We start from the raw sequence: 18,442 nt of genomic DNA, 5'->3' as shown, positions 1-18,442 counted from the left end.
CCGACGCACTGGCGTCGGCCTATCATCCGGAGTCGGGCGTGGCTCGACCCTACAGGAGCGGGTCAGCCTCTCAGCTGGCCTTGCCCTGAGCGTCCAGGTAGCGCTCGGCATCCAGTGCGGCCATGCAGCCGAAGCCGGCCGAGGTGATCGCCTGGCGGTAGTGCTGGTCGGCCACGTCGCCGGCGGCGAACACGCCTTCCACCGAGGTCTGGGTGGCATTGCCGCCCAAGCCCGAGCGGATCTCCAGGTAGCCGTTGTTCATCGCCAGCTGGCCGTCGAACAGGGTGGTGTTCGGGTGGTGGCCGATGGCCACGAAGAAGCCGTGGGCATCGATGTCGCGGGTGCTGCCGTCCAGGGTGGACTTCACGCGCACACCGGTCACGCCGGCGTCGTTGCCCAGCACTTCTTCCACCTGGTGGTGCCAGACGGTCTCGATCTTGCCTTCGGCCACCTTCTTGAACAGCTTGTCCTGCATGATCTTTTCCGCCTTCAGGGTGTCGCGGCGGTGGACCAGGTAGACCTTGCGGGCGATGTTGGACAGGTACAGGGCCTCTTCCACGGCGGTGTTGCCGCCACCCACCACGACCACGTCCTGGTCGCGGTAGAAGAAGCCGTCACAGGTGGCGCAGGCGGAGACGCCGCGGCCCTTGAACTCGTCCTCGGTCGGGATGCCCAGGTACTTGGCGGTGGCGCCGGTGGCGATGATCAGCGCATCGCAGGTGTACTCGTGGCTGTCGCCGATCAGCTTGAACGGGCGCTGCGACAGGTCGGCGGTGTGGATGTGGTCGAAGATGACCTCGGTCTCGAAGCGCTCGGCATGGGCCTGCATGCGCGCCATCAGGTCCGGGCCCATCAGGCCGTGGGCGTCACCCGGCCAGTTGTCCACCTCGGTGGTGGTCATCAGCTGGCCACCCTGCTGCAGGCCGGTGATGACGACCGGCTTCAGGTTGGCACGGGCGGCGTAGACGGCGGCGGTCCAGCCGGCCGGGCCGGAACCGAGGATGACGAGGCGCTGGTGGCGGGAGGGCAGGCTGGTGCTCATGTAAACTCGCGAAAAGGTAGATGGGACAAGGTGCTGGCGATGTTTGCGCAGCATCCAAGGCTGGTCATAGAGTGGCGGCTGGGGCAGGGCGATTCAAGCCGATGAACAGAACGCCGTCATCCGGCGATGGTTCCGGCGCTCTGAACGCCCTGTCGGATGTCGCATAACTGAAAACTGACGCCGTCTCATTTATTATCAATCACTAACAGCGCATTCCAAAGGTATGGTCTAAGGTGGCGAAGCAGGTCCCCGAACGCTCCAAGTCCGACGACAGCAAGGCGTCACGTCGCACGGCTGCGGCGGCGACGACCGACAATCCACGCCGCCAACGCCTCTGGCGCGATCTTGGCCTGATCGCCATCGCGCCGGCCTTGCTGTACCTGGCGGCCAGTCTTTTCACCTATTCAGCGACGGACCCGGGCTGGTCGCATACCGGCAGCGTGGTCGCGCCGGTGCACAACCTCGGCGGTCGCGCCGGCGCCTGGATCGCCGACGTGCTGCTGCAGCTGTTCGGCTACATCGCCTTCCTGCTGCCGGTGGTGCTGGGCGCGCTGGCGTGGATCGCCATGTTCGGCCTCAAGCGCGAGAGCAAGGGCGAGAACGACCTGGACCCGGCGCTGCGCCTGGTCGGCCTGGTCGGCTTCCTGATCGCCGGGACCGGCTTCCTGCACGTGCGCCTGTTCAGTGGCGATGTCTCCAGTGCCGGCGGTATCCTCGGCAAACTGGTGGGCAACTCGCTTACGGTGGGCTTCGGGGCGCTGGGCGCGAATCTGTTCGTGCTGGTACTGCTGTTGGCTTCGATCACGCTGGCCACCGGGCTGTCCTGGTTCACGGTGATGGAGAAGATCGGCCGCGGGGTGATGTCGCTGGCGCCGCTGCTGGCGCGCAAGAAGGAAGAAGTCACCGAGTGGCAGCAGACGCGGGTGATGCGCGAGGAGCGACAGGAAGTGCGCAAGGCCGACGCCGAGGTGCGTGCCAAGCGCGAGCCGGTGAAGATCGAGCCGCGCCCGGAACCGGTGATCGAGAAGAGTGATCGGGCCAAGCGCGACACGCAGATTCCGATGTTCCGTGGCGTCAACGGCGACGGCTCGGACCTGCCGCCGCTGGCCCTGCTGGACGACCCCAAGCCGCAGCCGGTGGGCTACGACAAGGAAACCCTGGACGCGCTGTCGCGGCAGATCGAGTTCAAGCTGAAGGACTTCCGCATCGACGCCCAGGTGGTCGGCGCCAACCCCGGCCCGGTCATCACCCGCTTCGAGATCGAGCCCGCGCCGGGCATCAAGGTCAGCCAGATCAGTTCGCTCGACAAGGACATCGCGCGTGGCCTGTCGGTGAAGTCGGTGCGCGTGGTCGACGTGATTCCGGGCAAGTCGGTGATCGGCCTGGAAATTCCGAACGTCACCCGCGAGATGATCTACCTCTCCGAGCTGCTGCGTTCCAAGGAATACGACAAGTCGGCCAGCGTGCTGACCTTGGCGCTGGGCAAGGACATCGCTGGCCGCTCGACTGTGGCAGACCTGGCGCGCATGCCGCACCTGCTGGTGGCCGGTACCACCGGTTCGGGCAAGTCGGTGGCGGTCAACGCGATGGTGCTGAGCCTGCTGTTCAAGGCCTCGCCGAAAGACCTGCGGATGCTGATGATCGACCCGAAGATGCTCGAACTGAGCGTCTACCAGGGCATTCCGCACCTGCTGGCGCCGGTGGTCACCGACATGAAGGAGGCCGCCAACGGCCTGCGCTGGTGCGTGGCCGAGATGGAGCGCCGCTACAAGCTGATGAGCGCGGTCGGCGTGCGCAACCTGGCCGGCTTCAACAAGAAGGTGAAGGAAGCCCAGGACGCCGGCCAGCCGCTGATGGACCCGCTGTTCAAGCCGAACCCCGAGCTGGGCGAGGCGCCGCGCCCGCTGGAGACGCTGCCGTTCATCGTCATCTTCATCGACGAATTCGCCGACATGATGATGATCGTCGGCAAGAAGGTGGAAGAGCTGATCGCGCGCCTGGCACAGAAGGCGCGTGCGGCCGGCATCCACCTGATCCTGGCCACGCAGCGCCCGTCGGTGGACGTGATCACCGGCCTGATCAAGGCCAACATCCCGACGCGCATCGCCTTCCAGGTCAGCTCCAAGATCGACTCGCGCACCATCCTCGACCAGTCCGGCGCGGAAACCCTGCTCGGCCACGGAGACATGCTGTACCTGCCGCCGGGCACCGCGCTGCCCGAGCGCGTGCATGGTGCGTTCGTGTCCGACGATGAAGTGCATCGCGTGGTCGAGCACCTCAAGGCGATGGGCCCGGCCGACTATGTCGACGGCGTGCTGGACGAAGTGCAGACGATGGGCGACGGCGTGGTCGTCGGCGCCACCGGACTGCCGGAGAACAGTTCGTCCGGCGACGAGTCCGACCCGTTGTATGACGAGGCCCTGCGGGTGGTGACCGAGACCCGCCGCGCCTCGATCTCCGGCGTGCAGCGCCGGCTGAAGATCGGCTACAACCGTGCAGCGCGACTGATCGAGGCCATGGAAGCGGCCGGCGTGGTCAGTTCGCCCGAGCACAACGGCGACCGCACGGTGCTGGCTCCGCCGCCGCCGAAGTAAGACCCGACGTATCCCCCACGACGTCCAAGGAGCCGACGCATGCTTCACCCCGTACCAAGCGCGCTGGCACTGGCGCTGGCAGCCTTCCTGGCTGCCGGCCCGGCACTGGCAGACACCGCCACCTCCGCGCCCGCCACGGCGCCGCCTTCCACCAGCGGCGATACCGAAGCCAGCAATAATTTCAGCATTGTCCGTTACCGCGCCGACTACCAGGTGCGGCCGGATGCGGGCAATGTGCAGACCGAAACCTACGAAGTCCTGCTCAAGACCAAGGCGTCCGTCGAGCAGTTCAGCCAGGTGCGGCTGAGCTACAGCGAGAAGATGGAGACGCTGGAAGTACTCGGCGCCTACACCATCACCGCCGACGGCCAGCGCCGCGACGTGCCGGCCGACCGCATCTACACCCAGGAGAGCTACTCCAGCGCCTCGGCGGCAATGTATGCCGACCGCAAGGTGCGGGTGATCGTATTCCCGAACCTGGCCCCGGGCACGCGCCTGTACTACCAGGTGCGCCGCACCCAGGTCACGCCGTACTTCCCGGGCTACTTTGGCCTGTGGGAAACCTTCAACGTCTTCACCGAGTACGAGGACGCTGAGGTCACCCTGAGTGCGCCGGCCAACCTGCCGATGTTCGTCGACAGCCGCGGCGTGCAGGGCAGCGATCGCCCGACAGTGAAGAATGGCCAGGCGCAATGGCGCTGGCGCTACCAGCGTCGCGAAGCCATGCCGGCACAGAACTGGTCGGCGGCGGGCTGGGAGTTCGGTCCGAACATCATGGCCAGCACGTATCGTGACTGGTCGCAGATGGGGCGCGCCTACCAGCTCAAGGCTGGCCCGGCGGCGCAAGTCACGCCGGAACTGCAGGCGCTGGCAGACGAAATCACGACGGGCATCAGCGACCGTCGCGAGCAGGCTGATGCGCTGTATCGCTGGGTCGCGCAGAACATCCGCTATGTGGCGGTGTACCTGGGCAACGGCGGCCTGGAGCCGAACAGCGCGCAGAGCATCCTCGACAACCACTACGGCGACTGCAAGGACCATGTGACGATCCTGGAGGCGCTGCTGGCGGCCAAGGGCATCGCCAGCTCGCCGGTGCTGATCGGTGCGGGCGGTGGCCCGACGCTGCCGAAGATTCCGGTGCTGGGCCGCTTCAACCACGCCATCACCTACATTCCCGAATTCGATCTGTACCTGGATTCGACCACCGCGTGGGCGCGCTTCGGTCAGCTGCCAGAGGGTGACCTGGGTGCACCGGTGATGCGTACCCGTGACGCCACGCTGGCGCGTACCCCGGCCAATACGCCGGAGCGCAATGCGACGTCGATGGAGGTGCGTTTCACGTTTGATGCCAACGGCAACCTGCGCGGCGAGACCATTCCCAAGTTGGGTGAGAACGCCGAGATCGGCATGCGCGCGCAGTTCTCCCAGCTCAACGCGCAGAACCGTGCGCGCGCTGAGGAGCAGATCATGGCCTCGTCCGGTTTCGATGGGCGAGGGCAGCTGCAGATCCAGGGCGTGCCGGTCGACCTGACCCGGCCGTTCGGCTACCGCATGGCGTTCCAGGCCGAGGACTACGCCGATTTCAGCGTGGCCGGCGGCATGGCCGTGCCGGATCCGCCGGGTGGCGAGTCGGTGCGGGGGTTGTATGCCACCGCCTCGGCGCCGGCCAACGAAACGCCGTTCTACTGCAACGCCAGCCTGCGCGAGGAAACCTATCGCCTGCAGTTCCCGGCCAATGCGCCGATCATCGCCATTCCGGCCAGCCAGCGCTTTACCAATGCCGCTGGCGAATACCGGGTGGACTGGAGCCGCGAGGGCCAGGACGTGATCGTGCACCACCGCTTGCAGCAGAATGCGGTGCGTGGGCCGGAGGCGCTGTGCCAGCCGCAGGACTACCCCGCGTTCCGCGCGCTGTACCGCGAAGTGCGGCGCGGCTTCCGCGGCCAGGTGCTGTACGGCAAGCTGCCGACATCTGGCGGCTGAATCGCCGATGGACGTTCAGGGCGGCATAATGTCGCCCTGATCGCCCATTCATCTTTCCCCGGGCACACTGGCAATCACCTTTCCTGGCGCCCGCGCCCACAGGATTTCCGCATGAACTTCCACTTCCGCCGTTTCCTTGCCACTACTACCCTGGCTGTCGCCTGTGCCGCTGCCGGCAGTGCCTGGGCCGGTGCCCGCGATGACCTGAAGACCTTCACCAGTGGCCTGAAGGGCCTGGACGGACAGTTCAGCCAGCAGGTGTTCGACAGCCGCGGCAAGGTGAAGGAATCGACCAGCGGCCGCGTGGCGCTGTCGGCGCCGCGCCTGTTCCGCTGGGAATACGTGCGCCCGCATGAGCAGTTGATCGTGGCTGACGGCAAGAAGGTCTGGATGTACGAGCCGGACCTGGAGCAGGCCACCGTGCGCGAGCAGGGCAAGGAAGAACAGAACAGCCCGCTGACCGCGCTGATCAACCCGGCGCTGCTGGAACAGCAGTACGACGTCAGCGAAGAGGCCGCGCAGCGCGACGGCCTGCAGTGGCTGTCGCTGTCGCCGAAGCGCGAGACCGAAGCCAGCTTCCAGTACGCCGCGCTGGGCTTTAATGCCCAGGGCCTGGCCAGGATGGAGATCACCGACGCTGTCGGCCAGCGGACCGTGATCAGCTTCAGCGGCTGGAAGCGCAACCCGGGCTTCGCCGCCGGCACCTTCAGCTTCACCCCGCCGAAGGGCACCGACGTCATCGGTAATTGATCTGCGTGCGGCAACGCTTTGGTGGGTGTCAACCTTGGTTGACACGCTCTTGATCTGCCGGCCAGCGGCCGGCACTACCGGAATCGTGGTCACCCGGCGCGGTACAATAGCCGCGTGCCAAGACATCGCTCCACTTCCTTCCCCGGCCCCGATCTGCTGAGCGTTGATCGGGATCACCTGCGCCCGCTGGCCGAGCGCATGCGCCCGCGCACCCTCGACGAAATGGTCGGGCAGAAACGCCTGCTGGCCCCGGACAGTGCGCTGCGTCGCGCCGTCGAATCCGGGCGCGTGCATTCGATGATCCTGTGGGGGCCGCCGGGCTGCGGCAAGACCACGCTGGCGCTGCTGCTGGCCGAGTACTCCGACGCTGAATTCCGTGCCATCTCTGCGGTGCTGTCCGGTCTGCCGGAAGTGCGCCAGGTGCTGGCCGAGGCCGCCCAGCGCTTCGCCGAAGGCCGTCGCACCGTGCTGTTCGTGGACGAGGTGCATCGCTTCAACAAGGCGCAGCAGGATGCGTTCCTGCCGCACATTGAACGCGGCACCATCCTGTTCGTCGGCGCCACCACCGAGAATCCGTCGTTCGAACTGAACTCGGCGCTGCTGTCGCGTTGCCGCGTGCATGTGCTGGAAGCGGTCTCGCCAACCGATATCGTCGAGGCGCTGGAACGTGCACTGGGTGACCGCGAGCGGGGCCTGGGCGAAGAGGGCATCGAGGTCGCGCCTGAGCTGCTGCTGGAAATCGCTACCGCTGCCGATGGTGATGTGCGCCGTGCGCTGACGTTGCTGGAAATTGCCGCCGAGCTGGCGGGCGGGGAGGGTGGCCGCATCACGCCGCAGACCCTGACCCAGGTGCTGGCCGATCGTACCCGCCGCTTCGACAAGGGCGGCGAGCAGTTCTACGACCAGATCTCGGCGCTGCACAAGTCGGTACGCAGCTCCAATCCTGATGCCGCGCTGTACTGGCTGACCCGCATGCTCGATGGCGGTTGCGATCCGTCATACCTGGCGCGTCGGCTGACCCGCATGGCCATCGAGGACATCGGCCTGGCCGATCCGCGCGCACAGAGCATGGCGCTGGAGGCCTGGGACATCTACGAACGCTTGGGCAGCCCGGAAGGCGAGCTCGCCTTCGCCCAGCTGGTGCTGTACCTGGCCAGCACCGCCAAGTCGAATGCGGGCTACGCCGCGTTCAACCAGGCCAAGGCCGACGTGCGCGAAAGCGGCACCGAAGATGTGCCGCTGCACCTGCGCAATGCGCCGACCAAGCTGATGAAGGAGCTCGGCTACGGCGCCGAGTACCAGTACGACCACGACGCCGAAGGCGGCATCGCACTGGACCAGACCGGGTTCCCGGATGCGATGGGCGAGCGCGTGTACTACAACCCGGTGCCGCGTGGCCTGGAAATCAAGCTGAAGGACAAGCTGGATCGGTTGCGCGCCGAGCGCGAGACCGCGCGGGCCGCGAAGGGCCGCTGACCCGGCTTCTGTAGAGTCGAGCCATGCTCGACTTCGCCCTTGCATGGGCTTACAGGTACCTCTTGGAACAGCAGCCGAGCATGGCTCGGCACTACAGGAGTAATGGCAGTCGAGCATGGTTCGTCGCCACATTGTCCTGTGCGCGTGCATTTGGCACACTGCGCGGCTACTTTTTCAAGGATCGATGCCGTGCAGGAAATGATTCTGCCGTTGAAGCGCTACGCCCAGTTCGAGGGCCGCGCCAACCGCCGCGAGTACTGGATGTACCAGTTGTTCCTGTTCCTGGTCGCAACGGCAGTGATGCTGCTGGCCGGTGTGCTGGCGATCCTCCTGCGCAACAGTGCCGATGCGCTGGCCGGCATCCTGATCGGCATGGTGGTGCTGCTGTGTGTGATGTGGCTGGTCACGATCGTGCCACTGATCGCGGTGACCGTGCGCCGCCTGCATGACTGCAACCAGTCGGGCTGGCTGTTCCTGCTGGCGCTGGTGCCGGGCGGCGGGATCGTGATCATGATCTTCTCGCTGCTGCCGGGCACGCCGCAGGAGAATGTGTATGGTCCGGTGCCTTCGGGCCCGTGACGCTGTTGGAGTCGAGCATGGCTCGACTCTACAGGGGTAAAGAAGAGAAGCCGGCGTTTCGCCGGCTTCGTCTTTACTTGATGCGGCAATCGCCGAAGGACAGGTAGTCCGTGCCGGAGCTGAACTGCAGCGTGCAGCTGGCGGTGAACGTTGCGCCTTCTTCCAGGGCGCCCAGCTTGGCCGCCTGCTGCTCGTCGTCGGTGGTCAGCCGGGCCAGGACATTGCCCTGGTCGTCGCCGGCCTCGATCAGCGGTTCGCCCGCCAGGTTGCTGGAAACGCCCAGCGCCACGGCGGTGAACGTCACCGTCTGGTTGAGTTGGTCCATGCTCAACGTCGAATTGCCGGCCTCTTCAAAGGCCTGGTAGAGCGACGGCAGATCCTGCGCGGCGTGGGCGGCCAGCGGGGCGAGCAGGCCGAGGGACAGGGCGATCAGTGCGGTGTGCTTCAAGGGTTCTCACAATCATGGGATCCAATCCCATGGCGGTTGTGTGCAGATGAACGCGACCCGGATGGCGGCAAGTGCCCGCCATCCATGGCTGCGCTGGAAGCGGGGCGATCCAATGCCCCGGTGGGCGGCAAAATAGGGGAACTGCTGCCCCTCGTGCAACCCGGGCATGCGCGCGCGTGATACACAGTGTGACGTTCGATCGATGTGATAATCATTCGCGTTTAAGGTAGACTGCGGTCCCTTGTGAACCGGCGGCCCTGGGCCGCTTCTGCCGCCGCTGATGAAGCATTTCGTCCCGCCTTCGCGCCGTGGTCTGCTGGCCCGCGGCCTGGCCGCCTTGATGATGGGTCTGCTCCTGGCCACCCCGTATGCCTATGCACAGCAGCGCAATCCGCTGCAGAAGATCGGCCACACCGTGCTCGACGAGCCGGCGGCCAGCTATCGCTTCGAGCATTTCGTGGTGGACAGCCCGGACCGGCAGCGCCGTTGGCGGGTGAACCTGGCGATCCCGGCCAAGGCCGGCAAGACACCCTCCCCGGTGTTGTACGCGCTGGACGGGAACGCCGTCGCCATGGTCCTGGACCAGCCGCTGCTGGCCGAACTGGCCACGCGCAAAGCACCACCGGTGCTGGTGCTGATCGGCTACGACAATGACCTTCGGATCGATTCCAAGGCGCGCACCCGCGACTACACCGCGTGGATCGACCGTGCCGACGACGAGAGCGGTACAACCCAGGCGGTCGGTGGTGGTGCCGCGGCCTTCCTGGATGTGATCGAGCGCCGCATCAAGCCGGAAGTCGAGCGCCGCGCACGCATCGATGCGCAGCAGCAAGCGCTGTGGGGTCACTCGCTGGGCGGCCTGTTCGTGCTCAATGCGCTGTACACCCGTCCCGCCGCCTTCCAGTCCTACCTGGCGGCCAGCCCGTCGCTGTGGTGGAGCCAGGGCGCGGCGCTGGGTGATCCGGAACAGCAGTTCGTGCAGAACGTGCATGGCCAGCCGGCAAAGCTCTGGCTGATGCTGGGCGGCGCCGAGCGCGTCGGTGATCGTGGCAAGCGCGACATGAACAATCCGCGCGTGGTCGCGCACCTGCGCCGCATCGGCGGTGCCACCCCGGATGCGGCGATGCAGTTGTCCGAGCGGCTGGGTAAGGTGCCGGGCCTGAGCGTGCAGTACCGCGAGTTCGACGGCCTCGGTCACGGCCCGATGCTTCCGGCGTCGTTCCACGCTGCGCTGCATGAGCTGTACGGCGTGACCGACCGCAGCGCCGGCGATGGTGCGCCCAACGGCGGTGACAACGCCGCCGAATGAATCTCTTCGCACGCGATGCCGTGCGACCCCACTACCCAGGCGAGGCTGCCGATGCGCAGCGGCCCAGGCAACCGATGAATCCCGCGTCACGTGGCGCGGCCTACGTGTGCAAGGAGCCTTCCATGTCGTTCCGTCCGTCTTTCCGTCTCACCTCACTCGCCGCCGGCCTTTTGCTCGCGGTGACCGCCACCGCGCAGCCGGTGTTCGATCAGCCGGCCAACGCCACCTTCAAGGGTGAGGTCGTCTCGCGCGGTGAGAACGTGGTTCCCGGCAGCACTGCCGACGTGGTCGGTCGCGGCTTCGTGCCGGGCCAGAAAGTCAGCCTGCTGCGTGGCGACAGCGTGCTCAACACGCAGCCGGTGGTGGTCGACGCCGATGGCAACTTCAAGACCCAGCTGAGCATTCCGGCCGATGCGGTGCCGGGCACCCACCCGGTGGTGGTGCGCGCCAGCCAGCCGGCTGCAGCCACCGTGCTGAAGCTGCGCGTCTCGCCGCAGCTGCCGCTGTCCGGCCAGGCGCAGTTCGCCACCCAGTCCAACAAGCTGGTGCCGGGCCTGTACCAGTCCGCCTACAGCGCCGCCAGCAACGCGGTGTTCGTCACCTCGGCCGTGGGCCGCCCGCCGGTGACCCAGTCGCAGCTGCTGAAGCTGGACCCGAAGACCCTGAAGGTAACCAAGGCGATCACCCCGGCGCAGGTGCCGGGCAGCACCAATGGCGCGGTCTATGCGGTCTACGGTGTGGGCGTGGATGACACCAACGGCAATGTGTGGGTGACCAATACCCGCCAGAACTCGATCGCGGTCTACCGCCAGAAGGACCTGTCGCTGGTCCACCAGTTCCCGGTCGATGCCGTGCCGCATGCGCGCGACGTGGTGGTCGACGGCACCCACGGCAAGGTGTTCGCCTCGGCCACGGGAGAGGACCATCTGTCGGTGTTCGATGCGAAGACGTTCAAGGAACTGCCGCAGGTGACGCTGGAATCCGGCGTGGATGACGGCAAGTTCACCCCGATGAGCCTGGTGCTGGACGAAAAGGCTGGCAAGCTGTTCACCGTCAGCATCGGCACCCCGGAAGCGGCGGTGATCGATGTGGCCAGCGGCAAGGTCGAGAAGGTCATCGACCTGGGCAACTCGATCAGTGCCTCGGGCGTGGCCTTCGACGCCGCGCGCAACCGCCTGTACGTGGCCTCGCAGGGCACCGACAACCTGCTGATCGTTGATGTGGCCGCCGGCAAGGTGCTGCACGATGTGCCGGTCGGCGCCGGCGCGCTGAACGTCGCCTTCGATGATGCCTCCGGCCTGGCCTACGTCAGCAACCGTGGCGCTGGCACGGTCACCGTGGTGAACGGTGACGGCAAGGTGGTCGCCAACCTCGATGGCGGCACGCTGCCGAACCACGTCCGCGCCGATGGCAAGGGCAACGTGTTCGCGGTGAACAAGTCGCGTGGCGCTGAAGACCCGAAGGGTGACCGCATCACCCGTATCACCCCGAAGCAGTAAGTCACAGGGCAGGGCGGCGTGCGCGTCGCCCTGCCAGCAAGGAGAACGTCCATGAACATCGCGTCCCGTCTGCGCCTGTGTGCGCTCCCGCTGGCCGTTTCGCTGGCGCTGGCTGCCTGTGGCGGCTCGTCGGCTCCCTCCGATGGCAAGACGCCTGCCGAGCCGCCCGCGGCAACGGCGGCGGCTGCGGAAACCGCGCTGCCGGCAGGTTGGCAGCGCGTGGCCGGTGCCGAAATGCCGGCCGTGCACGACCAGAAGGCCGTGCTGCCGGCCAAGGTGCATTCCGATGATGGTGCCGACGTCGAAGTGGCCGACACCAGCCGGATCATTGCCGGTGGTGACGATGTCATCGCGGTGATCGAGGCGCTGGGTCTGGGCAAGCAGGTGTTCGCGGCACCGACCAACACCACCACCCAGGCCGGCCTGGCCGCACCGCACCAGTTCCTGTTCAACCGAACCACTGGCGTGGAGGGCGTGCTGAGCCTGCAGGGCTCGCTGTTCCTCGGCAACAGCCTGCGCCGCCACACAGAGCTTGCCAGGAAGCTGCGCGAAGTGGGCGAGCCGGCCGTGGTCATCGATGACCTGCAGCCGGCCCCGGACAAAGTGCGCAAGGTCGCCGCCGCACTAGGGCTGGCCGAGGCAGGGCAGACACTTGCCACGCAGGTGCAGCGCCAGCTCGACGAGGCTGCAGCGATTGGCAAGGGCCTGGGCCATGCGCCACGAGTGATCCACGTATCGGCCACCGGTGCCGGTGGCTCGCCAACTGTTGCCGGTGCCGACAGCGCATCGGCGCAGCTGATCGCACTGGCTGGCGGCGTCAACATCGGCACCGAGGCCGGGGTGAAGAACTACTCGCAGCTGAGCAATGAAGGCGTGGTTGCCGCGGCACCGGAGGTGATCCTGGTGACCGAGCATGACCTGCAGTTGTTCGGTGGTGCCGAAGGCCTGTGGAAGGCGTACCCGACGCTGAGGCAGACCCCGGCCGGGCAGGCCAAGCGGGTCTGGGTGATGCCGGATGTGCAGCTGAAGTACACCAGTGTCGGTTCCGGTGCTGGCGCGCTGGCGCTGGCCAAGGCCCTGGCGGCGTTGCCGAAGGCATGAGTCCGGCGGATCGGCGCCGCCGTCGCGGGCGGACAATGTTGCTGGTGGCGTTGCTGGCACTGCTGGGTGCGGTGCTGGCGTCGTTCGCCGTGGGCCCGCTGCGGCTGCCGCCGCTGGAGGTGATGCAGGCGCTGGCGGTGAAGCTGGGCCTGCTGGATCCGCAGGCAGTCAGCAGCCGCGATCTGGCCGTGGTCTGGCAACTGCGCATTCCGCGTGCCCTGCTGGGCGCGATGGTCGGCGCGTCGTTGGCGATGGCCGGTGCCAGCCTGCAGGGCCTGTTCGGTAACCCGCTGGCCGACCCCGGCATCGTCGGTGTCAGCCAGGGTGCTGCACTGGGTGCGGTGGCCGCCATCGTGCTGGGCGCCGCCGGTGCGGCGGGCTGGCTGGTGCCGGTGGCCGCGTTCGTCGGCGGTGCGCTGGCGATCGGCCTGACGTATGCGTTGGCCCGGCCTGGCAAGGGCACGGGTAACGCCACGCTGCTGCTGGTCGGTATCGCGATGGCCGCGTTCTGCTCGGCGCTGATTGGTTTCCTCACTTACATCGCCAGCGAAAGCGAACTGCAGTCGCTGGTGTTCTGGCAGATGGGCTCGCTCGCGCGCGCCAACTGGGCCGACGTGGCTGCGGTGGTGCCGTTGTTTGCGATTGGCGTGTTCGCATTGCAGCGACTGGCCACGCCGCTGGACATGCTGGCGCTGGGGGAGCGCCAGGCACAGCACCTCGGGCTGGATGTCACCCGCACGCGGCGTCGCCTGGTGGCGTTCAGTGCGCTGCTGGTGGGCGCGGCGGTGGCCTTTGCCGGCTCGATCAGCTTCGTTGGCCTGGTGGTGCCGCACGTGGCGCGCCTGTTGGTCGGCCCCGGGCATCGCTGGCTGCTGCCGTTGTCCGGCCTGCTCGGTGCGCTGCTGATCGTGGTGGCCGACACCGCCGCACGCACGCTCGATCCGCCCGCGGAGATTCCGCTGGGCTTGTTCTCGGCCGCGCTGGGCGCACCGTTCTTCCTCTGGCTGGTGCTGCAGCAGCGCCGCAAGGCGGCCCCATGAGCGTGCTGCTGAAACTGCACGAGGTGGTGGTGCGCCGCCAGCAGCGCGAGATCCTGCATGGCATCTCGCTGGCGTTCGAGCCGGGTACGGTGACCGCCCTGGTTGGACCGAATGGCGCGGGCAAATCCACGCTGTTGGCGGTGGCTGCCGGTGACCTGCGCGCCGATGTGGGCGAGGTGAGCCTGCTGGGCAAGCCGCTGGCCAGCTACAAGGCCGGACCACTGGCGCGCGAGCGCGCGGTAATGCCACAGGAGCACGGCGTGCGCTTTGCCTTCAGCGTGGAAGAAGTGGTGGCGATGGGGCGGTTGCCGCATCCGCCGGATCCAGTGGTGGATGACGCCCAGGTGGAAGCGGCCATCGATGCCGCGGAACTGCAGGCGCTGCGCCTGCGCGAGGTGCAGCAGCTGTCCGGTGGCGAATCCGCGCGTACCACGTTCGCGCGCGTGCTGGCACAGGACACCCCGTTGCTGCTGCTGGACGAGCCGACCGCCGCACTGGATCTACGTCATCAGGAGCGCACGCTGCGCAGTGTGCGTGCCTGTGCCGAGGCCGGTGCGTGCGTGATCGTGGTGCTGCACGATCTGAATCTGGCGGCCGGTTATGCCGATCGCATCGTGCTGCTGGAGCAGGGCAGGGTGGCGGCCGACGGAACACCATTGCAGGTGCTGACCGAAGACAACCTGCAGCGGGTCTACCAGCAGGATGTGGTGGTGCTGGAGCATCCGCGGCGCGGGGTGCCGCTGGTGGTGGTGACCTGAGCATCAACGCGCTCTGCCAGGCGAAGTATCATGTGCGGTTCGTTCTCTTCAATGGACTGATGCAATGATCCGTACTGTTTCACATGGCGTGCTGCTCTCGGCAATGGTCGCCTCCGTATGCGCCGCCAGCACTGCGTCGGCATCCTCAGTTTCCCTGATCAAGGCCTCCGAGCAGGCCTCGCTGATCGAGAGCCGGTATTCCGCTGGCGGGAGCGCTCCTGTGGTTCCGGTGGCGACCCGCTATTTCGCGAGTGATGAAGTGCTCATCAGCTGGGACGACCAGCAGGTACTGATGTTGTGCAGGGAGGCGGTGTACCTTCAGATTCCTGCCGGCAAGGCAGGTGACGTTGCGCTGGCCACCGAACAGCGGCAGATGATTGCCTACCAGGCGCTGATGTCCGGAATGGGTTCGGTTGCGGCCGTGGCAGAAGCGGCGGGTGATTCCGTGGTGGTGGCAGACGACGGTAGCGAGACCCGTCGCGCGGGAGAGAGCAGCTGGGCCTACGGGGTGGAACGCCATGAAGTCACCACCCAGCGCATGGCCGATGGCGCGCTGCGGATCCGGGCGCGCAAGACCGAGACCGTGAACAAGGCCAAGCCTGCGGAGCCAGGCGATATGTTCAGCACCGAAGACGACCAGGCTGCACGATTGTCGGAGCTGGCGCCGGTCGGCAGCTGGACCGAGGTGGTGATCCATGGTGGCCCGCGCCAGGCGCAGGTGGATCTGGCGATGTCGTTGAAGGGATGGATCTCGATGGGGGACGACCAGGCGGCGACCGTGGGTGAGGCGCGCAAGCTGCACGACTGCGACTAAGGCAGGGGAGGGGTCAGAGCCCTTGGCCGTCGCAAAGGGGTCCGACCCCGATGCCCGCCGACTTCATCGTTCCATTTATGTGCTCAATATTCACTTGCGCGCCAGATTGGCAGGTCTAGAATGCGCCCCATGAACCGGATGCCGCTCCTGAAGTTTTTCACCCTGACCCGCGCAAGCGCGGAACGGGCGTGTCTGCCTGGAGCCCCACGAGGTCGTTGAAGCGGCCATCGCTGGACCTTCGACAGAGCGCCCTTCTGGGCGCTCTTTTCGTTTCCGCAGTTCCATTTCCCGTAATCCGATGTACCGCAAGGAGAACGTGCCATGCACCAGATCGCCGAGACCGAACGCTAGCCGCGCACCCTGTCGCCAACCGGGGTGCGCGGCCCCCGAAGTTGGCTTTGCAGGAACCTTTCCCATGAACACCCAAGTCCTTTCCCGTCGTCGCAACCTTGGCATCATTGCCCACATCGACGCCGGCAAAACCACGCTAACCGAACGTCTGCTGTGGAAAAGCGGCGAAATCCATCGCGTCGGCGAAGTGCACGACGGCAATGCGACCACCGATTTCTCGGCAATCGAGCGCGAACGGGGCATCACCATCGGCGCGGCCGCCGTGCAGGCGCAGTGGGCACCGCGTGACCTGCCGCCGCATCGGCTGACCCTGATCGACACTCCTGGCCACATCGACTTCGCCATCGAAGTCGAGCGTTCGCTGCGCGTGCTCGACGGTGCCGTGGCCGTGTTCTCAGCCGTGGACGGCGTGCAGCCGCAGTCCGAGACGGTGTGGCGCCAGGCGCGCCGCCATCGCGTGCCGCTGATCGCTTTCGTCAACAAGATGGACCGCGTTGGCGCTTCGTTCGAGCGCGTGCTGGAGCAGCTGCAGGACAAGCTGCAGGCACGTCCGTGGGCACTGGGCGTGCCGTTGGGCAGCGAAAGCGGCTTCAACGGCTGGGTCGATCTGGTCGATGAGCGCGTGCTGCAGTGGCAGGATGGCGCCGCAACCACGGTGACCCCGTGGGACGACGCGGTGCGCGCCCAGTGGCAGGCACAGCGCGATGCGCTGGTCGAAGCCGTGGCTGATCACGACGAGCAACTGGCCGATGCCTGGCTGGAAGGCCGCGTGATCGATGCCGGGACGCTGCGTGCGGCGATCCGTCGGGCGACGCTGGCAGGTGCGGGCGTGCCTGTGCTGGCCGGTGCTGCGTTCAAGGACAAGGGCATCGAAACGCTGCTGGACGCCGTGGTCGATTACCTGCCGTCGCCGCTGGATCGCCCTGCGGTGAGCGCCGAGAGCGAAGGTGGCGAGGTGGTGCTACCGCCGGATCCGGACGGTCCGCTGGCGGGCCTGCTGTTCAAGATCACCCACCAGCAGCACGGCGCGCTGAGCTTCGTGCGGCTGTACTCGGGCACCTTGAAGGTGGGCGACGCCGTGGCCAGTTCGCAGCATCCGCAAGGGCGGCGTGTCAGCCGCCTGGTTCGCGTGCAGGCCGACCAGACCCACGACATCGAACAGGCCGTGGCCGGTGACATCGTCGCGGTACTGGGCTGGAAGGATGCGGTCAGTGGCGAGACGCTGAGCGGCCGTGCGCAGCCGCTGCGCCTGGAGAACATCCAGGCACAGGCGCCGGTGCTGGCCTGGCGGCTGGAGCCGGCGCGTGCGGCCGACCTGATCCGGATGGCGCAGGGCCTGGCCAGCCTGGCCCAGGAAGATCCGTCGTTCCGCGTCGAAACCGATCGCGATACGGCGGAAACCCTGGTCTGGGGCATGGGCGAGCTGCACCTGGAGGTGATGGTCGAACGCCTGCGCAGCGAATGGAAGGTGGACGTGGGTGTGGGCTCGCCGCGCGTTGCCTACCAGGAGACGCCGATGCGTGCGATGACGGGCGTCGTCGGGCGGCTGGTCAAGCAGACCGGCGGCCAGGGCCAGTTCGCGCACGTGGTGCTGGACGTGGCGCCGCGTGAGGACGACCAGATCGTGTTCAACGATCGCATCGTCGGTGGCGTGGTGCCGCGCAGCTTCATCGCGGCGGTGGAAAAGGGCGTGCGTGCCGCACTGTCGGAAGGGCCGCAGGGTCATCCGGTGGTCGGTATCGAGGTCAGTCTTGTCGATGGCCAGACCCATGCCAAGGACTCGTCGGAGATGGCGTTCCACCGTGCGGGTGCCGAGGCGATCAAGGCGGCGCTGGCCGAGGGTGGCACGCAGCTGCTGGAACCGGTGATGGCGGTGACGGTGCATTCGCCATCAGCGTCGGTGGGTGATGTGGTGGGCGACCTCAACCGTCGGCATGGTCGCATTGCCCGCATCGACGACCAGGACGGTCGCGCCGAGGTCAGTGGCTTTGCGCCGCTGGCGCAGCTGGTGGGTTACACCACGTCGCTGCGTTCGCTCAGCCAGGGGCGGGCGAGCAGCGAGGCGCACCTGCACGGCTATGAGCCGGTACGCGTTGCATGAGGAAGGTGAGGGGAGCCCGTTCGCGGGCTCCCTTTTTTTTGTGGTCGGGAACGCGCATCCACGCATGGCGCGGATCTACTGGGAGTTGGCGGGTTTCCGTATCCACACAAGGCGCGGCGATTCCGCAGTAGATCCACGCCATGCGTGGATGGAGCCCTCGGCATGCGATTTTTTGCATTGCGTTGCAACAAAACTGCAGAAAAGGCTGGATTAAAGTGATGCCTCACGATAAATTGCGCACCCCCCGTTGCTCGCCGCCGCCCGCACCCCTCTCATGCGTGATGACAAAGACCCCGGAACCCTGGAGCTGACCCTGCCGCGAAAGCGCGGTCGTCCGCCCAAGTTCGGGTACGCCATGAGTGATGCGCAGCGGGCCGCGCGCTACCGCGCGCGCCGGGCAGGGCAGGCCAACCACGCCGATGTGCGCTCCTGCTCGGACATGGTGCTGCTGGACAAGATCCGCGCCGCAGTCAGCGCGCGCGACACCGAGCTGGCCGGTTTCCTGGTCCACGTGCTCTGGCAGCGCTACCCCCTGCAACTGAAATAGGCCGTCGGTGGGGTGGCCGTTGTCATCGAGCTTGTTGATAATGCGGGATT

General features: G+C 66.8%; 15 protein-coding genes. 13 read left to right on the top strand and 2 right to left on the bottom strand.

Annotated elements, in window-relative coordinates; genetic code table 11:
• Positions 1–70: 70 nt before the first annotated feature.
• Positions 71–1,042, bottom strand: coding sequence for a thioredoxin-disulfide reductase (gene trxB, locus ACTJJM_RS02055; protein WP_005409600.1), 972 nt, complete (start codon positions 1,040–1,042; stop codon positions 71–73).
• Between the two features lie 233 nt (positions 1,043–1,275).
• Between trxB and ACTJJM_RS02050 the strand changes: the two genes are divergently transcribed.
• The 5 genes from ACTJJM_RS02050 to ACTJJM_RS02030 all read left to right on the top strand — a co-directional run bounded on the left by ACTJJM_RS02050 (position 1,276) and on the right by ACTJJM_RS02030 (position 8,424).
• Positions 1,276–3,636, top strand: coding sequence for a DNA translocase FtsK (locus ACTJJM_RS02050; RefSeq protein ID WP_010485837.1), 2,361 nt, complete (start codon positions 1,276–1,278; stop codon positions 3,634–3,636).
• 39 nt (positions 3,637–3,675) lie between these two features.
• Positions 3,676–5,619 carry a DUF3857 domain-containing protein gene (locus tag ACTJJM_RS02045; protein ID WP_440865102.1) on the top strand — a complete coding sequence of 648 codons (1,944 nt, stop codon included), beginning with the start codon at positions 3,676–3,678 and terminating at the stop codon, positions 5,617–5,619.
• A gap of 111 nt (positions 5,620–5,730) precedes the next feature.
• Complete coding sequence (gene lolA / locus ACTJJM_RS02040) at positions 5,731–6,369, top strand: outer membrane lipoprotein chaperone LolA (protein ID WP_233652858.1); 639 nt, start codon at positions 5,731–5,733, stop codon at positions 6,367–6,369.
• Between the two features lie 198 nt (positions 6,370–6,567).
• Positions 6,568–7,845, top strand: a complete 1,278-nt coding sequence (locus ACTJJM_RS02035) for a replication-associated recombination protein A (RefSeq protein WP_238582488.1) — start codon at positions 6,568–6,570, stop codon at positions 7,843–7,845.
• Positions 7,846–8,034: 189 nt separating this feature from the next.
• Positions 8,035–8,424, top strand: a complete 390-nt coding sequence (locus ACTJJM_RS02030) for a DUF805 domain-containing protein (RefSeq protein WP_010485830.1) — start codon at positions 8,035–8,037, stop codon at positions 8,422–8,424.
• A gap of 73 nt (positions 8,425–8,497) precedes the next feature.
• On the opposite strand, the gene ACTJJM_RS02025 is transcribed toward ACTJJM_RS02030, so the two are convergent.
• The gene (locus ACTJJM_RS02025) at positions 8,498–8,872 is read right to left on the bottom strand and encodes a hypothetical protein (protein WP_049409847.1); all 375 of its coding nucleotides are present in this window, start codon (positions 8,870–8,872) and stop codon (positions 8,498–8,500) included.
• 280 nt (positions 8,873–9,152) lie between these two features.
• Between ACTJJM_RS02025 and ACTJJM_RS02020 the strand changes: the two genes are divergently transcribed.
• The 8 genes from ACTJJM_RS02020 (at position 9,153) to ACTJJM_RS01985 (ending at position 18,392) form a co-directional block, all read left to right on the top strand.
• Positions 9,153–10,181: an alpha/beta hydrolase gene (locus ACTJJM_RS02020; RefSeq protein ID WP_311069199.1), complete on the top strand. Its 1,029-nt coding sequence runs from the start codon at positions 9,153–9,155 to the stop codon at positions 10,179–10,181.
• A gap of 122 nt (positions 10,182–10,303) precedes the next feature.
• Positions 10,304–11,680: a YncE family protein gene (locus tag ACTJJM_RS02015; RefSeq protein WP_312393482.1), complete on the top strand. Its 1,377-nt coding sequence runs from the start codon at positions 10,304–10,306 to the stop codon at positions 11,678–11,680.
• A 51-nt stretch (positions 11,681–11,731) separates the two neighbouring features.
• Positions 11,732–12,781 (top strand): heme/hemin ABC transporter substrate-binding protein, encoded by a 1,050-nt coding sequence (locus tag ACTJJM_RS02010; protein WP_313411752.1) that lies wholly within the window; start codon positions 11,732–11,734, stop codon positions 12,779–12,781.
• On the top strand, positions 12,778–13,821 hold the full coding sequence (locus tag ACTJJM_RS02005) for a FecCD family ABC transporter permease (protein ID WP_019337457.1): 1,044 nt from the start codon (positions 12,778–12,780) through the stop codon (positions 13,819–13,821). Before ACTJJM_RS02010 ends, ACTJJM_RS02005 begins: the two co-directional genes overlap by 4 nt.
• Positions 13,818–14,579 carry a heme ABC transporter ATP-binding protein gene (locus ACTJJM_RS02000; RefSeq protein WP_071306136.1) on the top strand — a complete coding sequence of 254 codons (762 nt, stop codon included), beginning with the start codon at positions 13,818–13,820 and terminating at the stop codon, positions 14,577–14,579. The genes ACTJJM_RS02005 and ACTJJM_RS02000 overlap by 4 nt, the downstream gene beginning before the upstream one ends.
• 64 nt (positions 14,580–14,643) lie before the next feature.
• Positions 14,644–15,393: a hypothetical protein gene (locus tag ACTJJM_RS01995; RefSeq protein WP_197601241.1), complete on the top strand. Its 750-nt coding sequence runs from the start codon at positions 14,644–14,646 to the stop codon at positions 15,391–15,393.
• 415 nt (positions 15,394–15,808) lie between these two features.
• Positions 15,809–17,845, top strand: a complete 2,037-nt coding sequence (gene fusA / locus ACTJJM_RS01990) for an elongation factor G (RefSeq protein ID WP_440865101.1) — start codon at positions 15,809–15,811, stop codon at positions 17,843–17,845.
• Between the two features lie 274 nt (positions 17,846–18,119).
• Positions 18,120–18,392, top strand: a complete 273-nt coding sequence (locus tag ACTJJM_RS01985; protein ID WP_005409616.1) for a hypothetical protein — start codon at positions 18,120–18,122, stop codon at positions 18,390–18,392.
• The last annotated feature ends 50 nt before the right edge of the window (positions 18,393–18,442 follow it).

The organism is Stenotrophomonas sp. 22692 (genome assembly GCF_052045015.1).
Taxonomy (GTDB): domain Bacteria; phylum Pseudomonadota; class Gammaproteobacteria; order Xanthomonadales; family Xanthomonadaceae; genus Stenotrophomonas; species Stenotrophomonas geniculata.
The sequence above is the reverse complement of the archived record's forward strand: the minus strand, read 5'-3'. Positions and strand labels throughout refer to the sequence as shown.

Bases quoted from the DNA above. Each gene is read 5' to 3' on its own strand.
- trxB (WP_005409600.1), bottom strand. From the start codon at position 1,042: ATGAGCACCAGCCTGCCCTCCCGCCACCAGCGCCTCGTCATCCTCGGT.
- ACTJJM_RS02045 (WP_440865102.1), top strand. From the start codon at position 3,676: ATGCTTCACCCCGTACCAAGCGCGCTGGCACTGGCGCTGGCAGCCTTC.
- lolA (WP_233652858.1), top strand. From the start codon at position 5,731: ATGAACTTCCACTTCCGCCGTTTCCTTGCCACTACTACCCTGGCTGTC.
- ACTJJM_RS02035 (WP_238582488.1), top strand. From the start codon at position 6,568: ATGCGCCCGCGCACCCTCGACGAAATGGTCGGGCAGAAACGCCTGCTG.
- ACTJJM_RS02020 (WP_311069199.1), top strand. From the start codon at position 9,153: ATGAAGCATTTCGTCCCGCCTTCGCGCCGTGGTCTGCTGGCCCGCGGC.
- ACTJJM_RS02015 (WP_312393482.1), top strand. From the start codon at position 10,304: ATGTCGTTCCGTCCGTCTTTCCGTCTCACCTCACTCGCCGCCGGCCTT.
- ACTJJM_RS02010 (WP_313411752.1), top strand. From the start codon at position 11,732: ATGAACATCGCGTCCCGTCTGCGCCTGTGTGCGCTCCCGCTGGCCGTT.
- ACTJJM_RS02005 (WP_019337457.1), top strand. From the start codon at position 12,778: ATGAGTCCGGCGGATCGGCGCCGCCGTCGCGGGCGGACAATGTTGCTG.
- ACTJJM_RS02000 (WP_071306136.1), top strand. From the start codon at position 13,818: ATGAGCGTGCTGCTGAAACTGCACGAGGTGGTGGTGCGCCGCCAGCAG.
- ACTJJM_RS01995 (WP_197601241.1), top strand. From the start codon at position 14,644: ATGATCCGTACTGTTTCACATGGCGTGCTGCTCTCGGCAATGGTCGCC.
- fusA (WP_440865101.1), top strand. From the start codon at position 15,809: ATGAACACCCAAGTCCTTTCCCGTCGTCGCAACCTTGGCATCATTGCC.
- ACTJJM_RS01985 (WP_005409616.1), top strand. From the start codon at position 18,120: ATGCGTGATGACAAAGACCCCGGAACCCTGGAGCTGACCCTGCCGCGA.